Origin of the sequence: Streptomyces sp. NPDC046900 (assembly GCF_040644975.1) — a bacterium.
Taxonomy (GTDB): domain Bacteria; phylum Actinomycetota; class Actinomycetes; order Streptomycetales; family Streptomycetaceae; genus Streptomyces.
The window spans coordinates 64,082-81,379 of sequence record NZ_JBEYXD010000004.1 but is presented as its reverse complement, the minus strand read 5'-3'; the positions used below and the strand labels follow the sequence as shown (position 1 = coordinate 81,379).

The window sequence follows — 17,298 nt, the reverse complement described above, 5'->3', positions numbered from 1 at the left end:
TCGATTCGAGGTAGCTCGATCAGAGGTACCATGGGCACTCCGACGTCTGCAAGAAGGAGCCGACGCGTGCTGGAGTTGTCGATCCTGGGCTTCCTCGCCGAGGAGCCGCTGCACGGATACGAGCTGAAGGAACGGATCAAGGCCCTGACCGGCCACGTCCGCCCGGTCAGCGACGGCGCGCTCTATCCCGCGATCAGCCGTCTGATCGCGGCGGGCAAGCTGGACCAGCACTCCGAGCCGGGGGTGAGCGCGGCGCCGCGCCGCGTCCTGTCGCTCACCGAGGAAGGGCGCGCGAACCTCCTGGAACGGTTGCGGCGCCCCAAGCAGGCGGAGATCTCGGACCAGGTGCGCTTCAACACCGTGCTGGCGTTCCTGCGCCACCTCCCGGACCGCAGGGAGCAGGCCGCGGTCCTGCGCCGCCGGCTGGACTTCCTCGAGACCCCGACGAGCTTCTTCTACCGCGACGGAAGCCCCGTGCGGGCCGAGGAGACGGACGATCTGTTCCGGCAGGGCATGCTGCGGGTCGCCCGCGCGACCGGCGAGGCGGAAAGGGCGTGGCTGCGGGGAGCGATCGCGCGGCTGGAGGGCTGAGCCCGCTGCCGGGAGCGGCCCGCCCTCAGCCCAGTTGCGCCTTCAGATAGGCCCGCCACTGCCGGGTGAACTCCTCCGGCGTCAGCCCGAGCACCTTCTCCAGCGCGCCCTCGACCGCGCCCGCGCGCTGGTGGTGGTCGCCCACCGCCCGGTAGAACTCGTTCAGCCGGGCCTCTCCCCAGCGGCCCGCGATCATCCGGCAGGCCATCCAGCCGCCCTCGTACGCACGGGCGAGCCTCCCCGCGTCCCCGGCGAAGGCGAAGTCCTCGTCGCCGGGCAGCGCGGCCGGAAGGTGCCCCCGGGCAACCACGCCGGCGAGTTCGGGGGCCACCTGCGCGGGCGTGAGCCCGCTGCTCCGATAGCCGACCCAGTCGGCGTACCCCTCCGAGAGCCACAGCGGGGTGGCCGGCGTGGTGTGCGCGCGGGTGGCGACATGGGTGGTCTCGTGCGTGACGACCACCTGTCTGCCCACGTCGCCGAGGAGGCTGTACGCCTCCGGATTGACGATGATCCGGTCCGCGGGCGCCTTCGCCGTGCCCCCGGCCTCGCCGGTGGTGACCGCCGCGATCCCCCGGTATCCGGACGGTGCCGCACCGAGCAGCCCCGCCATCTCCTTCAGCGACCGCGGTACGAGCATCACGACGTGCCCCGGCCAGTCGGCGCCCCACGCCGCGGTGACGGCGGGCACCGCACGGTCCGCGAGGCGCGCGTAGTCCCGCAGCGCGCCCGGCGGCTGGCCGACCCCGAGGACCAGGCTGTGCGCCCCGCGGACGACCTCGACGGCGCCCTGCTCCCACAGTTGCCGGCCGGCCCCCGCGGCGGGCTGGTCGGAGCCGATGTACCAGCGTCCGCCACTGCGGGTCAGCCGCAGCGCGCGGGCGGCGGTGACCGGCGCCCGGTCGTAGCCCTGGATGCGGTAGCGCAGTTCGGCGTCCGCGGTGGCGGAGTCGCCGGTGCGGTGCAGGGACGTGAGCCGGTACGACCAGGCGGCCAGCGGGACGGCCCGGAGGTTGCCGAACTCGGCCGCGCCGGAGGCGGACCCGCCCGCCCCGTCGCCGGACGGGACCTCGGTCGCCAGGAACGCGGAGCGGTCACCGCCGAGGACGGCCGCCGCCCGCCGGTCGAGGACCCGCTGCACGGCGGAGGTCTGGGCGTCCGGGGCGGGGCTCCCCGAGCAGCCCACGAGCCCTGCGAGCACCAGCACCCAGACCGCCAGCACTCCCCGAAGACGCCCACGACCAGCCACCTTCCGATCGTACGCGGCGGTGCGACCGCCTATCGCCGCCGTGTTCAGGGCCGGATGACCGACGAGACGGGCATCATCCCGACCGGGTCGTAGCGGACCTCGGCCCCCGGATGGGGAGCGTGGATGACCCGCCCGCCGCCGACGTACATCGCCACATGGCTGGCGTCCGAGCGGTAGACGACCAGGTCGCCGGGCCGGGCCTGGGAGAGCGGCACCCGGTGGCCCGCGTACCGCTGCTGCTGCGAGGTGCGCGGCAGACCGATGCCCGCCCTCGCGTACGACCACTGCATGAGGCCCGAGCAGTCGAAGCCGCCGGGCCCGTTGGCACCCCACACATAGGGGCGGCCGAGCGCGGAACGTGCCGCGTCGACGGCGACCGCGGCGCGCGAGCCGGGCGGGGCGATGTCGATGAGGCCGGGCAGGTCGCCGCCCGAGCGCGATGCCCGCCCGTAGGCGGCGCGCTCCGCGGGCGGCAGGGAGTTGATCAACCGTTGCGCCGTGGCCAGCTTCCGCTCCACGTCCTTCTTGTGCCGCGCGACGGCCTTGCGGGTCTTCTCCAGCTCGGCGAGTTCGTCGTCCACCACCGCCCGTTCCCGGGCCAGTTCGCGCAGGGTGCCCTGGAGTTCCCTGAGCTGTCCGGCCTGGCGGGCGCCGATCCGGTCGAGCACGGCCGCCCTGTCGAGGTAGTCGGCGGGGTTCTCCGAGAACAGCAGCGCGAGCGAGGAGGCGAGGCCGCCGGAACGGTACTGGGCCCCGGCGAGTTCGCCGAGCGCATCGCGCATGGCGTTGACGCGGTCCTGCTGCCGGGCGATCCGGTCCTGGGCCCGGCCGACCCGGCGGCGCAGCGAACCGGCTTGCTCCCCGGCCTTGTTGTACGCCTCGGTGGCCCGCTCGGCCTCCTCGTACAGCCGGTCCATCGCGGCCCTGGGGTCGCGTGGTGCGGCCTGGGCCGGTACGGCTCCGAGAGCCGCGGCCGCCGCTGCGGCGGACAGGACGGCGGCCGTGGCGCCACGGCCCCGGCCGAACCCGGATGGTGCAAGACGTCGATGGGACCCCACGTCCGGTCGCGCTCCCTTCCGCTGACGAGCCCCCGCCACCCGGTGGGGGAAACGCGGCAGACAGTAGCCGGATGATCACTGCCCGGCCAAAGAGGCCGACCTGCGCAGACAATGTGAAACCCCGCCGCTGACGCAGGTCATCGGCGGGGCACGGGGTCAGCGGGAGACGCTGGAATTCGCTCGTTCGGGCGGGTCGGGAGAGCCGCCGCGGAAGGACGTCAGATACGGACGCCGAACTGGAAGGGCATATCGCTGATCGCCTCGTAGCGCACGACGGCGCCGGTGTGCGGGGCGTGCAGAACCTGGCCGTTGCCCGCGTAGAGGCCGATGTGGTGCAGGTCGCCGTAGAACAGGACCAGGTCGCCGACCTTGAGTTGGCTCTCGCTGTAGATGCGGGTGCCGGCGTTGGCCTGGTCCTGGGACCTACGCGGAATGGAGACACCGGCCTGGGCGTAGGCCCAGGAGGTCAGACCGGAGCAGTCGAAGGAGGAGGGGCCGGAGGCGCCGTAGACGTAGGGCGAGCCGATCACGCTCTGGGCGGCCGCGAAGGCCGCGCCGGCGCGGCCGGAGACCGTTCCGGGGTTGCCGCTGAGGGCGGTGCGGGCGCTGGCCCGGCTGGAGCGGGCCTGCTCGGCCTGAAGGGCGGACCGTTCCTGGGCGGTGAGGCTGTTGAGGAGCTTCTGCGCCTCGGCGAGCTTGCCCTGGATCTCCCGCTTGTTCTTGCCGAGTTCGGCGCGGGTGGTGGCGAGGTCCTTGAGCTTGTCGGTGGCTTCCTGCCGCTCCTGGGCCAGCTCGCGCTGCTTCTCCTGGATCTTCTTCAGCGCCTCGACCTGCTGGCTGCTCAGCTGGTCGAGCGTGGACGCCTTGTCCAGGAAGTCGTCCGGGTTGGAGGAGAGGAAGAGCTGCACGGAGGGGTCGATGCTGCCGGTGCGGTACTGGGCACTGGCCATCGTGCCTATGCCGTCGCGCAGTTGGTTGAGCTCGTCCTGGCCCCGGGCGACCTTGTCCTGCAGGGTGGAGATCTCCTTCTCCAGCTTCGCCTGCTTCTCCTTGGCCCCGTCGTAGGCCTCAGTGGCCTTCTCCGCCTCTTGGTAGAGGTTGTCGACCTTGGACTTGACCTCGTCCTTGCTCGGCTTCTCACTGGGGGCCGCATTGGCGGCCTGCGCGCTGATGGCCACGGCGGCGGCGGCGGCGGTGGTGAGCACGGTCACACGGGCGCGGCTCGGCTGCTTGGGTCGACGGTGGGACGCCACGTGGGCGAGCTCCTTCTTCCTTCAGCCGCCTACCGACACGCCGGTGGGCGGTGCCCTCCGCCGTCATCCACCCCTTGTGAGTGATCGCCCGTGCGGAGGTTCGAAGCCAGACCCTAGTGACCCATCTGTGATCAGTTCAAATCCCGAGCGCAAAAATCTCAGTCACGCAACGCATTCTTTGCGCGGAACTCACGTGCAGTGATACCGCCTTGACGCTACGTTGCGTGACGATCTCCCCAATTCGGGCATGACCGACGGATGTTGCGCTTGGTGCGTTGGTGATCCATGGGGTGTTCGGCGCAAGAGGCAAGCCGAGCCAGGGAGTCCGTTATGCCCGGGAAAGTCGCTTCAGCAGCATCGCCGACGCGACCGGGCGCGCGCCCGCCCTGGCGACCCCGTCGGCCACCTCGCGATCGGTGGAGGCCACGATCACCGGCCGGCCCGGCGGCTCCGCGCGCACCAGCTGCCGGATCAACTCATCGGCGGTGACCCCCGGTTTGGAGAACAGCACCCGCACCCCGCGCGGCGGTGCGAGCAGGACGGGCGCGGCCAGTTCGGCTCCGTCGAAGACGCAGGTGACCTCGGCGCCGGTCTGCGCGGCGAGCTGCGAGAGCTGCCCGAGGAGTCTCAGCCGCTGCTTCTCCAGCGGCATCTGCGGATAACCGGTCTTGGTGACGTTGTAGCCGTCGACGACCAGGTGCGCCTGCGGCAGTGCCAGCAACTGGTCGAGGATCGCGGGATCGTTTTCGGAGAGCGCACGGGCCGCGATGTCCTTCGGGGTCATCCGTCCCGGCTCCACCGCGTCCACGGTCTCGGCCGGCCGTACGGAGACCGGCGGCAGCGCCAGCTCCCGCCGCAGCCCCTGCGCCGCCTCCAGCACGGTGTCCAGAAGCAGCCGGACGCGCATGTCCTCGACGCTGCGCCCCTCGCGCGCCGCTCTGCGCGTGGCCTCGAGGTTGGCCTCCACCTCGCCGAGGCGCGCCTTGAGCCGGCGGCTCTCGCTCTCGGCGGAGGACACCGCCGTCTGCCCCTCGGCACGGACGGCCTCGATCTCACTGCGGGCCTTGCGCAGGGCGGCCTCGCCGCGCTTGACGTCACTGAGGGCGGCACGCAGCTTGCGGTGAAGCGATTCGGCTTCCCTGCGCACCGACTCCAGTTCCGTACGCAGCCGTTCGGTCTCGGCCCGGGTCTGGCCGCGGGCGGCCACCAACTCCTCGCGCAGCCGCTCCAGCTCGGCCCGGCTCTCCTCGTCGGCACGCTCGGCGTGCGCGCGCTGGGCCTCCTCGCCCGCGGCGGTCACCAGCTTCACCCAGCCCACCGGACGCAGTACATAGGCCGCGGCGGCCACGTCGAGCGGGTCCGCGGCCGCGGGCGGCGAGCCGGAGTCGAGGGCGTCGGCGAGCTCCGGCTGAGCCTCTCGGAGCTTCTCCCCGATCCGCTGCCGGAACAGCGCATCGGTCTCCAGGGACGCCGCCATCGCGTTGCCGGCGAACTTCGCACGGCGGTTCGGAGCGAACCGGGCATACTGCCGCAGCTGTGCGGGCAGTTCGCCGAGGGTCAGCCCGCCGAAACCGTCGGAGACGATCTGCACGACCCGGTGACGCACACCGTCGGGCAGCGGACGGTCGAGCACCTCAGCGGTGCCGTCGACCGGCTCCCCGCCCGAAGTCTCCACCATCCGTCACCCCAATGCCTGTGCGAGGCCGCCTCCCTCAGGAGCCGGCGCCCGGCCTGTCCACGAGTTCCACCTGATCCACGGCGTTGCACCAGCGGCACCGCACCGACTCGATGGTCTCACTGACCACCTCGCGCTCCTCTACCTTCGGCTCTCCGGCCAGATCGAGGTGCACGTACTCGACCACCTTCGACGAGCGGGTGACGTCGAAACGCGTGAGGTTGCCGCAGAGCGTGCAGCGCCACCGGGTCGTTTCGGTCGGGAGGGGAACCGTCATCGTGGCTTCTCTTCCTTCTTCCAGTCTCCGTGATGCGCCAGTTTCCCTGGAGCGTGTGGCTCGTAACCCTACGGCCTGGCGAGTACCCGCCGCCTGCCCGTCTCAGCGGCGAGGCACTCTGTGCCCATCAGTGCGGTTACGCCATGCTCTGTCCCATGTTCAGCACCTGGAGCAGGACGGCCGCCGGAGCCCTGCGGGGACAGTCGGCGCCGGTGACGTACGGCCTGATCGCCCTGTGCTGTCTGATCTTCGTGATGGGACCGGCCGCGGGCCTGAATCCGGCGTACGGCACCGGGGACGCGTTGCTGGCCGCCGAGCGCGCCTACTTCGCCCGCTGGGGCGTGGTGCCCGCGGAGCTCTTCAGCGGGACACCGCGGGCCGCGATCACCCCCGTGACGGCACTGTTCGTCCACGGCACCTGGGTGCATCTGCTGGGCAACATGCTCTTCCTCTATGTCTTCGGGGCGATGACCGAGGAGCGGATGGGCCATCTGGAGTTCGCCCTGTTCTACCTGGGCTGCGGCTACCTGGCGCTGCTCGGGTACGCCGCGGCCAACGAGAGCTCGGCCCAGGCGCTGGTCGGGGCCTCCGGGGCGATCTCCGCGGTCCTCGGCGCGTTCCTGTTCCTGTTCCCCAAGGCCAGGGTGACCAGTCTCTTCCCCTTCCTGCTCTTCCTGCCGCTGCGCTTCCCGGCGTGGGTGGTGCTGCCCTTCTGGGCCGCCCTGCAGTGGATGGCCGCGGGCCGCGCCAGCCAGGGTCCGGGGGTGGCCTACCTCGCCCACCTGGTCGGCTTCACCCTCGGCTTCGTCTACGCATGGGTGCGCTACGGCCGTACGAGTAGGGTGAAACCCCCAGTCCAGGCCCCCGAGGGAGAACACCAGCCGTGATCACCGCGATCGTCCTCATCAAGACCAGCGTGGACCGGATCCCCGAGATCGCCGAGTCGATCGCCGCGCTGGACTCCGTCAGCGAGGTCTTCTCCGTCACGGGCACCTACGACCTCATCGCCATCGTCCGGGTCAAGGCCCACGACGACCTGGCGGACGTCATCCCCGGGCGGATCAGCAAGATCCCGGGCGTTCTGGGCACCGACACGCACGTCGCCTTCCGCACCTACTCCCAGCACGACCTGGAGGCGGCGTTCGCGATCGGGCTCGACAACTAGCGGCCCCGGCCGCAGGGGCCGCTCTCCCGTCCGCCGCGGGGCGGACGGGAGAGAGCCCACCTGGTCGTGTCCCCGTGGCTCAGACCGCCGGCACGCAACGGCCGTCCTCCGTGCGGTAGTTCCACTTCGCACCGTCGCGGACCAGTTCCTTGACCGCACCGAGGAAACGCTCCACGTGCTCGTCGGGCGTGCCCGCACCGAAGCTGACGCGGATCGCGTTCAGCGACTTCTCACCGGGTGCCGCCTCGGGGGCGCCGCACTCCCCCTGGGTCTGCGGGTCGGCGCCCAGCAGCGTGCGCACCAGCGGGTGGGCGCAGAAGAGGCCGTCGCGGACGCCGATGCCGTACTCCGCGGAGAGCGCGGCGGCGAAGTGGGAGCTGTTCCAGCCCTCGACGACGAAGGAGATGACCCCGACGCGGGGCGAGTCGTCGCCGAAGAGGGAGAGCACCTTGACCTCCGGGACCCCGGCCAGCCCTTCCCGGACCTTCTCGATCAGGTACTGCTCGCGGGCGACGAGGGCGTCGAAACCGGCCTCGGTGAGGGCCTTGCAGGCCGAGGCGATGGAGTAGGCGCCGATGACATTGGGCGAGCCCGCCTCGTGCCGTGCGGCGCTCTCGTGCCACTCGACGTCCACTCCCCCGTCGGTGCGCCGGGTGACCTTGCGGCTGGCGCCCCCGCCCGCCAGGTAGGGCTCGGCCGCACGCAGCCAGTCGGCACGGCCGGCCAGGACTCCGGAACCGAACGGCGCGTACAGCTTGTGCCCGGAGAACGCGATCCAGTCGACGTCCAGGTCCTTGACCGACACCGGGTGGTGCGGGGCCAGCTGGGCGGCGTCCAGCACGATACGGGCGCCGTGCGCATGGGCGGCCGCCGCGAGCTCGCGCACCGGCCACAGCTCGCCGGTGACGTTCGAGGCGCCGGTGACACAGACCAGGGCCGGGCCGTGGGGATCGCGGTCGGCGAGGGCGCGCTCCAGGGTCGCGACGGCCTGCTGCGGAGTGCGCGGGGCGTCCAGGCAGGTGACGCGCGCACCCCGCCAGGGCAGCAGGGAGGCGTGGTGTTCCGTCTCGAAGACGAAGACCTGGCAGTCGTCCGGAAGGGTGGCGGCGAGGAGGTTGAGCGAGTCGGTGGTGGACCGGGTGAAGATCACCTCGTCCTCTTCGTGGCAGTCGAGGAACGCGGCGACGGTCCGTCGGGCGTTCTCGAACAAGTCGGTGGACAGCTGCGAGAGGTATCCGGCACCGCGGTGGACGCTGCCGTAGTACGGGGCGTAGGCCGCCACGTCGTCCCAGACACGCTGGAGTGCCGGGGCGCTGGCCGCGTAGTCGAGCGCGGCGTAGGTGACCTCTCCGCCTGTGACGAGCGGGACGGCGACATCCCGGCCCAGAACGGGCAGCGGGGCACAAACGGACGGGTCGGCGGCAAGGGTGGAGACGGACATGGGTGCACTCCCGTGTGAGCAGGTGGGATCGCCGTGCCGGACGGCGCGCACGACGGCGCGCGGCTGCGTCATCGGCACGGGAAAGGTGAAAAGAGGTGAAAAGGGGATGCGGAAGCGGGGCTCTGCGGCCCTATCGCATTCGCTTGCTCACGGAAGGCTCCCTCGAACGACCAGGACCCCTGGTGACGCGAGGGGTCCGCGCTTGCCGCAGACCTCGCTGCCTACGGCCTGGTCCTCACCCGGGGCACCCCGCCACGGACGGAGGGTTGCCGGACAGCCGGCCGGGGCCGAATGACTGTCGCTCATGACCTGCACAGGACGCTACGGGACGTGATCGCACGGCCGCAACTTCTGTCCGGATGCCGGGATGCACACAGGGTTGCGAAGGCCCGGTCCGGAGAGGGGCCGCGCGCACGGCTGTGGTGGGCGGTCCGGGGACGGGGACGCGAACACGGCCACGCGGGGCCGGACCGCAGACCACGCCCCACACACGACCACGACGACAGCGACCCGCGCACGGCCACGAAGGCCGCACCGGAGACGGGGACGCGCACACCGCCGTGGGGGCCGGACCGCAGATCGCGATCCACACACGCGTACGACGGCCGCACCGCCGACAGCGACCCGCGCACGGCCACGAAGGCCGCACCGGAGACGGGGACGCGCACACCGCCGTGGGGGCCGGACCGCAGACCGCGATCCACACACGCCTACGACGGCCGGACCGCAGACCACGAGCCAAGCACGGCCACGACGGCCGGACCGCCGACCGCGACCCGCACACCGCCACCAAGGCCGCACCCGAGACGGGGACGCGCGCGGGTACAAAGGCCGCTCCGCAGACCGCGACCCGTACGTCGCCACGAAGGCCCATCCACAGCCGGGGATGCGTGCACGGCCGCGAAGGCGCCTGAGCGCCGGACGGGCGGCCCGCCGGGCAGCGATGCCTGGTGGGCCCCACCGGCCCTGAGCCGGTGGGGCACCCCTGTCAGGCACACCCGGAACAGCCCGTAGCGGAGCCGAGGAGCACCGCGCCCCGGGCCCCACGGGCATCAGGCGTGGGTCGCCGCCACCCAGTGGTCCAGCGTCCGCTTGGCCGCCCCCGAGTCGATGGACTCCACGGCCTTCTCCATCCCGGCCCGGATCTGCTCCGCGAGCGACCCGGAACCCGGCTCCAGCGCCACCAGCGCCGCCGCCGAGTTCAGCAGTACGGCGTCCCTTACCGGGCCCGTCTCACCGGTCAGCACCCGTCGCGCCACATCGGCGTTGTAAGAGGCGTCGGCACCGCGCAACGCCTCCACCGGGACCAGCTCGATCCCCACGTCCCGGGGGTCGAAGGCCTCCTCGGTGACCTTGCCGTCGCGGACGATCCAGACCCGGGAGGTCGATGTGGTCGTCAGCTCGTCCAGACCGTCGTCGCCCCGGAACACCAGCGAGGAGTTGCCGCGCTCGGCGAGGACCCCCGCCACGATCGGCGCCATCCGCGGGTCAGCGACACCCACGGCCTGGGCCTTCACCCGCGCCGGGTTCGTCAGCGGGCCCAGGATGTTGAACGTCGTACGGATTCCCAGTTGCCCGCGCGCCGCCGCCACGTGCCGCAGCGCGGGGTGGAACTTCACCGCGAAGCAGAAGGTGATCCCGGCCTCCTCGGCCACCTCGGCCACCCGGTGCACCGGCAGCTCCAGATTGACCCCGAGCTTCTCCAGCACGTCCGAGGCCCCGGACGCGGAGGACGCGGCCCGGTTGCCGTGCTTGACGACCTTGGCTCCGGTGCCGGCCACCACGATCGACGACATCGTGGAGATGTTCACCGTCTTCGCGCCGTCACCGCCCGTACCGACGATGTCGACCGTCGGCCCCGGCACCTCGATCACGTTCGCGTGCTCGTACATCGCACGGACGAGGCCGGTGATCTCCTCCACCGTCTCGCCCTTGGCCCGCAGTGCCACCGCGAACCCGGCGATCTGCGCGTCCGACGCCTCGCCGCGCATGATGCGGTCCATCGCCCAGGCCGTGTCGTCCGCGCTCTGGTCACGGCCGTCCAGCAGCCCGTTCAGTACCTGGGGCCAGGAACGGCCCGCCGCGGTGTCGCCTCCAGCGGGGGTCACAGCGCTCATAAGCCGCTCCTGGGTCGTTGTCCCGGACTACGGGACGCATATCTCGAACAGGTCCACCCTATCCAGCCCGGCAGACGGCGAAGGGCCCCGTCCGAACACCGGACGGGGCCCTTCGACTGTGGCGTGTGGCGTGCGCAGCGATCAGTGGTGGCCGTGGCCGCTCGTGATCTCCTTGTACTCCTCGACCGTGGGCTTGGGGATCTGGTTGGTGTCCCCGTAGTAGCCGTAGCTCAGCTTGGAGCGCAGCTTGTCCGTGGCCTTGATCTTCCGCTCGACGCCGTTCTCGTCGACCGTCGGGCCGATCTCGGCCGGCCTGTACTGCTCGTGCGCCGTGAGCGTGTGCAGCTGCTCCTGGCTGAGCGGCTCGTGGACCTCGATGAACTCACCGTGCGGCAGCCGCTTGATGATGCCCGACTCGCGGCCGTGCAGCACCTTGTCGCGGTCGCGGCGCTGGAGGCCGAGGCAGACCCGCTTGGTGACCACGAACACGAGGACCGGCACCACGAAGAAGGCGATGCGGACGAACCAGGTGATCGCGTTGATCGACAGGTGGAAGTGCGTGGCCCAGATGTCGTTGCCACCACCCATCAGCAGCACGAAGTACCAGGCGATCCACGCGGTACCGAAGGCCGTACGCGTCGGGGCGTTGCGCGGGCGGTCCAGGATGTGGTGCTCGCGCCTGTCCCCGGTGACCCAGGACTCGATGAACGGGTAGACCGCGATCGTCACCAGGACCAGCGGGAAGATCACCAGCGGGATGAACACGCCCAGGACGAGCGTGTGACCCCAGAAGTTGACCTCCCAGCCCGGCATCGTACGGATCAGGCCCTCGGAGAAGCCCATGTACCAGTCGGGCTGGGCACCCGTGGACACCTGGTCCGGACGGTAGGGCCCGAAGACCCAGATCGGGTTGATCGTGGCGAGCGCCGCGATGGCCGCGATGACACCGAAGACCAGGAAGAAGAAGCCTCCGGCCTTGGCCATGTACACCGGCAACAGCGGCATGCCGACGACGTTGTTGTTCGTCTTTCCGGGACCCGCGAACTGCGTGTGCTTGTGGTAGAAGACCAGGATCAGGTGGCCGACCACCAGGCCGAGCATGATGCCCGGCAGCAGCAGGATGTGGATCGAGTAGAAGCGGGCCACGAAGTCGCCGCCCGGGAACTGTCCGCCGAAGAGGAAGAACGACAGGTACGTGCCGACGATCGGCACGGACAGGATCGCGCCCTCCATGAAGCGGACACCGGTGCCGGAGAGCAGGTCGTCCGGGAGCGAGTAACCGGTGAAGCCGGTGAACATGCCGAGGACGAACAGCAGGAAGCCGAACAGCCAGTTGATCTCACGCGGCTTGCGGAACGCGCCCGTGAAGAACACGCGCATCATGTGCACGAACATGCCGGCGAGGAAGATCAGCGCGGCCCAGTGGTGGATCTGACGGATGAGCAGGCCGCCACGCACATCGAAGCTGATGTGCATCGTGGAGTTGAAGGCCTCGCTCATGGCCTGACCCTGCAGCGGCACATAGCTGCCGTGGTACACGACCTCGTTCATCGAGGGGTGGAAGAACAGCGTCAGGTACACACCCGTGAGGATGATGACGATGAAGCTGTAGAGGCAGACCTCGCCCAACATGAACGACCAGTGGTCGGGGAAGATCTTGCGCATGTTGGACTTCGCCAGGGAGTAGATCCCCAGGCGGCCGTCGACCCAGTCCGCGATGCGCTCGCCGGCCGGTGCCCGTCCGCGCGAGCTGTCCGCCGAGCCGGCGGCAGACGGATTCGTGTTGCTCGATGTAGTACTCATCCGCGCTCCCAGAATGCAGGACCGACGGGCTCCTCGAAGTCGCCGAGCGCCTCGAGGTAGCCGTCCGCGTTGACGCCGATGCGCAGCTGCGGCAGGGCGTGACCGGCCGGGCCGAAGATGACTCGGGCACCGTCGGAGAGGTCGAAGGTGGACTGGTGGCACGGGCAGAGGACGTGGTGCGTCTGCTGCTCGTACAGGGAGATCGGGCAACCGACGTGGGTGCAGATCTTCGAGTAGGCCACGATGCCCTCGTGGGACCACTCGAGTTCCTTCTTGTCCTTGATGTTCTCCGGCTGGAGCCGGACGATCATCAGGGCGGCCTTCGCGATCTGGACCTGGAAGTCCTCGTTGGTCTCCTCCAAGCCCTCAGGCTTGGCGAAGGTGAGCGAGCCCACCGCGACGTCCGAGGGACGCAGCGGCTGGTTCGTGTTCATGTTGACGAGGAGCTTGCCCTTGGACCAGATCGTGTGACGGAGCTTGGTCCCGGGCAGCGGACCCAGGTCGCGCAGCAGCATGACGCCGGAGAGCGGGAACAGGGCCAGCGCGCCGAACATCGTGTTGCGGATCAGCTTGCGCCGGCCGAACTGCGACTCCTTGGCACCCTGCTGGAAGTCCGCGACGACCTTCGCCTTGACCTCGGGGGGGGCCTCGATCGGGTGACGCTCGTCGGCGATCTCCATGTCGGACATCAGGGTGCGGGCCCAGTGGACCGCGCCCGCGCCGATCGTGAACAGCGCCACGCCCAGCGTCAGACCCAGCGCGAAGTTCATCGCGCTGATGTGCCCGATCGGGAAGACGAAGATCGACCTGTCGTTCGGGATCGTCACGTACGCGGCGATGAAGCCGAGGGTGGCCAGCATCGACACGGTGAACAGCATGGCCACCGTGCGCTCGGACCGCTTGGCGGCCAGCTCGTCGATGTCCTGGATGCGGTGCTCGTGGGGCGGCAGGCCCGGGTCGGCGAACGGGTTCTGCTCGTCCGCCACCGTCACTGCACCGTGCGCGGTGTCCTGCTCAGCGGGCAGGTTCTCTTCTGGAATGTCTTGGCTACTCATGACTTCTTGGCCTTTGCGGTCCGAGCGGCGACCCAGACGGCGACCACGATCAGCGCGCCGAGGCCGAAGATCCAGGCGAACAGGCCCTCGGAGACCGGTCCGAGGCCGCCCAGCTCGAGGCCGCCGGGGTTCACGGTCTGGTCGCCGTCGACCGCGTGGAGGTACGCGATGATGTCCTTCTTGTTCTGCTGCGACAGCGTGGTGTCCGGGAAGGACGGCATGTTCTGCGGGCCGGTCTGCATGGCCTCGTAGATGTGCTTCGGGGCGACGCCCTCAAGGGTCGGCGCGAACTTGCCGTGCGTCAGCGCACCGCCCTTGCCGCCGGTGTTGTGGCACTGCGCGCAGTTGGTGCGGAAGAGCTCACCACCCCGGGCGATGTCGGCACCCTCGGGGCTGTAGTCGTTCTTCGTCGGCACGGCCGGGCCGGCGCCGAGAGAGGCGATGTACGCGGCGAGCTGGTCGATCTGGGCCTGCGAGTAGATGTTCTTCTTCGCCGGCACCTGGGGGCCCTGCGAGGTCGCGGCGGGCATACGGCCGGTGCCGACCTGGAAGTCGACCGCCGCCGCGCCCACGCCGATCAAGCTCGGGCCGTCGGAGGAGCCCTGACCGCCGGTGCCGTGGCAGCTGGCACAGCCCACCTGGTAGAGCTTCTTGCCCTCCTCGATGGCGAGGGACTGGGCGGTGTCATCGGCCTGCGCCTTACCGGCGGGCGCGAACGCGGCGTACAGCCCCCCGGAGAGCGTCAGCGCGATGAGTAGGACGACGAGCGCCGCCATCGGATGGCGTCGTCGTGCGGAGAGCTTTTTCACGGATTACCCCGGTGTCAGGATCTTCTGCGTCGATGCTTCTGGAAAAGGATCGGATCGTCTCGGGCGTTCGGTTCTCCCCGATCGGGTGAACGTCCGCCGCGGCCGACGGCCGACTACTTGATCATGTAGATCGTGGCGAAGAGGCCGATCCAGACGACATCGACGAAGTGCCAGTAGTAGGACACGACGATGGCGGCGGTCGCCTGCTCGTGTGTGAACCTCCGCGCCGCGTAGGTGCGGCCGAGGACCAGCAGGAAGGCGATGAGACCACCCGTCACGTGCAGGCCGTGGAAGCCGGTGGTCAGGTAGAACACCGAGCCGTACGGGTCCGAGGACAGCGAGAGGCCGTCCTTCTTGACCAGCTCGGTGTACTCGAAGATCTGCCCGCCGACGAAGATCGCACCCATGATGAAGGTGACGATGAACCATCCCCGGAGCTTCTTCACGTCACCGCGCTCGGCGGCGAACACGCCGAGCTGGCAGGTGAGGGAGGAGAGCACCAGGATCGTGGTGTTCGTCGCCGAGAACGGGAAGTTGAGATGGCTCGCCATCTCCTTCCAGTGAGTCGGCCCTGTCACCGATCGCAGGGTGAAGTACATCGCGAAGAGGGCCGCGAAGAACATCAGCTCGGAACTCAGCCAGATGATGGTTCCGACGCTGGTGAGGTTCGGTCGGTTGACCGACGGGTGCGCGTGCCCGGTGTCTACTGTCGTTGCTGTCGCCACGACCGACATTATGTCGGTCGCTTATCCCGCCCTCACTCCGGGGGGTGCCGTTCGGAGTGTCCGCACCCTCTGTACTGCCCGGATGGCGGATCGAAGCCCTGTCCGAACCGCTGTTGACCACGAGTTCAAGGGAGTAGCATCCGCCCCAACGTTCCGTTCCGTACGACGGCAGACACCACTGCGTACCGGAGGAAGCCATGCAGCCGACCGCCACGGTGCTGGTCTACAGCGACGACTCCAACACCCGAGAGCAGGTGCGGCTCGCGGCCGGGCGCAGGCCCGCTCCGGACGTTCCCGAGGTCCGGTTCGTGGAGTGCGCGACACCGGCCGCCGTCGTCAAGGAGCTGGACCGGGGCGGCATCGACGTGTGCGTCCTGGACGGCGAGGCCGTTCCGATGGGCGGGATGGGCGTCTGCCGGCAGATCAAGGACGAGATCTTCAACTGCCCGCCGGTGCTCGTACTGATCGCGCGCCCGCAGGACGCGTGGCTGGCCACGTGGAGCCGGGCCGACGCGGCGGTGGCACTGCCGGTGGAGCCGGTCGAGTTCGCCTCCGCCCTGGCCGCCCTGATGCGCCGCAAGGCCCTCCTGAGCGCCTGACGGCCCGTCCGTCCGGTACGGGGACCGCCGGCCGGTACGGAGGCGCCTGCGGGGGCGTCATGTCCTGTCGCGGCCCTACGACGTCATGGCCCCGCACCCCTGACGGGGCGCGGGGCGCTCGTCCTCACGCGGACTCGGGGCGCAGTCTCGCGCTGCTCAGGTTGCGGCCGTCGGAGCCGTCCGCCACCAGGGCGCTGCCCTTGCGCCACTTCGACCAGTCGACGTTCCAGTCGCCGAAGCCGTTGCCGAACGGCTCCATCTGCTTGCCGTTGGAATTGACGACCTTCACGATGTCGCCCTCCCGGACGGTGTTGAAGAACCATCTGGCGTAGGCGTTGCTCATACCGGTGCAGCCGTGGCTCACGTTGGCGTACCCCTGGCTGCCGACGGACCAGGGCGCGGCGTGCACGTACTCGCCGCTCCAGGTGACCCGGGCCGCCCAGTAGACGTTCAGGTCGTAGCCGTCGCTCGAGTTGCTCGAGATGCCGATCGTGGTTCCGCGCATCCGTACGACGTACTGCTTGCCCAGCACCACCTTGACGCCGTTTCGGGTCTCGAATCCGGGCCTGCCGGTGGTGATGGGTATCTGATTGACCACCTCGTCGTTCTTGTAGACCGTCATCCGGTGTGCGGCGGCGTCCGTGACGGCGACTATGCGGTCTCCCGTGGTGAGCTTCACGGGCTCCGACTTGCCGCCCCAGAGGCGGTCCGCCACCTTCACGCCGTCGAGGTCGCTGTGGGCGGTGATGGTGGCGTGCGTGGGCCAGTAGGTCTGGGGCCGGTAGTGCAGTTCTTTGTCGTTCACCCAGTACCAGGAGCCCTCGACCACGGGCGCGGAGTCCACCTTGAGGGCGCGCTCCACCACCGCCCGGGACGTCTTGTCCTTGACGGGCTCGCTGAGTTCCGCCGTGACGGGCTGGCCGACACCGTAGGTCCCGCTGTTGGGTCCGAAGGTGACCTTCAGCGTCTTGCTCTTGGGGGTGCTGGTGTCGAACTCGATGACCTTGCGGCCGGGTGCGCCGTCCTCGTCCTCCGTGCTCACCGTGACCGTGTAGTGGGTGCCCGCGGCCAGCGGTGAGGTGCTGTGCCAGCGGCGGCCGTCGGCGGAGAGCTCACCGGCCACGTAGCGTCCCCGGGCGTCGGTGACCGTGACGTCCGTGATGCGCCCGTCCTCATCCGAGGCGGTGATCTCCAGGGGCTTGTCGGGGTCGACCTTCTTCGCTTTGCCGGCAGGCGCGTTGTAGGCGATTTGGTCCGCCGCGTCGTACGGCCTTGCCGCCAGCGGGTTCCCGTCGGCCCCGCAGCCGACGAGTCCCGCGCCGAGGGCGAGCACCGACAGGGTGCAGCCGACGACCGTGCGGTGTCGCGGGCGCGCGCTCCGGAAGAACACTTTGTGACTCATGACCTCACGCTATGGAGGTCTGTCAACTATGGCGCGCCGAGAGATCCGTGCGGGGGACGCACGGTGCGGCAAAAGAGGGAGC

The 17,298-nt window shown here is 70.0% G+C and carries 16 protein-coding genes and 1 riboswitch; of the genes, 4 read left to right on the top strand and 12 right to left on the bottom strand.

The window, feature by feature from the left end:
* Positions 1-66 precede the first annotated feature (66 nt).
* Positions 67-591 carry a PadR family transcriptional regulator gene (locus ABZ904_RS05875; protein WP_359389024.1) on the top strand — a complete coding sequence of 175 codons (525 nt, stop codon included), beginning with the start codon at positions 67-69 and terminating at the stop codon, positions 589-591.
* Between the two features lie 25 nt (positions 592-616).
* Here the strand turns inward: ABZ904_RS05875 and ABZ904_RS05870 are convergent, their stop codons facing one another.
* From ABZ904_RS05870 to ABZ904_RS05850, 5 genes are all read right to left on the bottom strand, one after another.
* Complete coding sequence (locus ABZ904_RS05870) at positions 617-1,837, bottom strand: hypothetical protein (protein WP_360989136.1); 1,221 nt, start codon at positions 1,835-1,837, stop codon at positions 617-619.
* Between the two features lie 44 nt (positions 1,838-1,881).
* Complete coding sequence (locus ABZ904_RS05865; RefSeq protein ID WP_361821398.1) at positions 1,882-2,895, bottom strand: NlpC/P60 family protein; 1,014 nt, start codon at positions 2,893-2,895, stop codon at positions 1,882-1,884.
* A 218-nt stretch (positions 2,896-3,113) separates the two neighbouring features.
* A complete protein-coding gene (locus ABZ904_RS05860) occupies positions 3,114-4,148 on the bottom strand; it encodes an NlpC/P60 family protein (RefSeq protein ID WP_359389015.1) in 1,035 nt (344 codons plus the stop codon).
* Between the two features lie 328 nt (positions 4,149-4,476).
* Positions 4,477-5,826, bottom strand: a complete 1,350-nt coding sequence (locus tag ABZ904_RS05855; RefSeq protein ID WP_361821395.1) for an NYN domain-containing protein — start codon at positions 5,824-5,826, stop codon at positions 4,477-4,479.
* A gap of 34 nt (positions 5,827-5,860) precedes the next feature.
* Entirely contained in the window at positions 5,861-6,100 is a 240-nt protein-coding gene (locus ABZ904_RS05850) for a hypothetical protein (RefSeq protein WP_103843079.1), read from the bottom strand.
* Between the two features lie 155 nt (positions 6,101-6,255).
* Between ABZ904_RS05850 and ABZ904_RS05845 the strand changes: the two genes are divergently transcribed.
* Both ABZ904_RS05845 and ABZ904_RS05840 read left to right on the top strand, forming a co-directional pair.
* The gene (locus tag ABZ904_RS05845) at positions 6,256-6,987 is read left to right on the top strand and encodes a rhomboid family intramembrane serine protease (RefSeq protein ID WP_359389008.1); all 732 of its coding nucleotides are present in this window, start codon (positions 6,256-6,258) and stop codon (positions 6,985-6,987) included.
* Positions 6,984-7,265 (top strand): Lrp/AsnC ligand binding domain-containing protein, encoded by a 282-nt coding sequence (locus ABZ904_RS05840; RefSeq protein WP_359389005.1) that lies wholly within the window; start codon positions 6,984-6,986, stop codon positions 7,263-7,265. Before ABZ904_RS05845 ends, ABZ904_RS05840 begins: the two co-directional genes overlap by 4 nt.
* Before the next feature lie 79 nt (positions 7,266-7,344).
* Here the strand turns inward: ABZ904_RS05840 and ABZ904_RS05835 are convergent, their stop codons facing one another.
* The 6 genes from ABZ904_RS05835 to ABZ904_RS05810 all read right to left on the bottom strand — a co-directional run bounded on the left by ABZ904_RS05835 (position 7,345) and on the right by ABZ904_RS05810 (position 15,224).
* On the bottom strand, positions 7,345-8,706 hold the full coding sequence (locus ABZ904_RS05835; RefSeq protein ID WP_361821391.1) for an aminotransferase class V-fold PLP-dependent enzyme: 1,362 nt from the start codon (positions 8,704-8,706) through the stop codon (positions 7,345-7,347).
* A gap of 193 nt (positions 8,707-8,899) precedes the next feature.
* A riboswitch (SAM riboswitch) is annotated at positions 8,900-9,016 on the bottom strand.
* A 742-nt stretch (positions 9,017-9,758) separates the two neighbouring features.
* Positions 9,759-10,823 carry an anthranilate phosphoribosyltransferase gene (gene trpD / locus ABZ904_RS05830; protein WP_359388999.1) on the bottom strand — a complete coding sequence of 355 codons (1,065 nt, stop codon included), beginning with the start codon at positions 10,821-10,823 and terminating at the stop codon, positions 9,759-9,761.
* A 141-nt stretch (positions 10,824-10,964) separates the two neighbouring features.
* Positions 10,965-12,626, bottom strand: a complete 1,662-nt coding sequence (locus ABZ904_RS05825; RefSeq protein ID WP_359388996.1) for a ubiquinol-cytochrome c reductase cytochrome b subunit — start codon at positions 12,624-12,626, stop codon at positions 10,965-10,967.
* Positions 12,623-13,681 carry a Rieske 2Fe-2S domain-containing protein gene (locus tag ABZ904_RS05820; protein WP_361821386.1) on the bottom strand — a complete coding sequence of 353 codons (1,059 nt, stop codon included), beginning with the start codon at positions 13,679-13,681 and terminating at the stop codon, positions 12,623-12,625. The genes ABZ904_RS05825 and ABZ904_RS05820 overlap by 4 nt, the downstream gene beginning before the upstream one ends.
* Positions 13,678-14,490, bottom strand: a complete 813-nt coding sequence (locus ABZ904_RS05815; RefSeq protein ID WP_359388990.1) for a c-type cytochrome — start codon at positions 14,488-14,490, stop codon at positions 13,678-13,680. Before ABZ904_RS05815 ends, ABZ904_RS05820 begins: the two co-directional genes overlap by 4 nt.
* 113 nt (positions 14,491-14,603) lie before the next feature.
* The gene (locus tag ABZ904_RS05810; RefSeq protein WP_359388987.1) at positions 14,604-15,224 is read right to left on the bottom strand and encodes a heme-copper oxidase subunit III; all 621 of its coding nucleotides are present in this window, start codon (positions 15,222-15,224) and stop codon (positions 14,604-14,606) included.
* Positions 15,225-15,412: 188 nt separating this feature from the next.
* Here ABZ904_RS05810 and ABZ904_RS05805 point away from each other — a divergent pair, with 188 nt between their 5' ends.
* A complete protein-coding gene (locus tag ABZ904_RS05805) occupies positions 15,413-15,814 on the top strand; it encodes a hypothetical protein (protein ID WP_359388984.1) in 402 nt (133 codons plus the stop codon).
* Between the two features lie 124 nt (positions 15,815-15,938).
* Here ABZ904_RS05805 and ABZ904_RS05800 read toward each other — a convergent pair whose 3' ends face one another.
* Positions 15,939-17,216 carry an Ig-like domain-containing protein gene (locus ABZ904_RS05800; protein WP_361821382.1) on the bottom strand — a complete coding sequence of 426 codons (1,278 nt, stop codon included), beginning with the start codon at positions 17,214-17,216 and terminating at the stop codon, positions 15,939-15,941.
* Between the last annotated feature and the right edge of the window lie 82 nt (positions 17,217-17,298).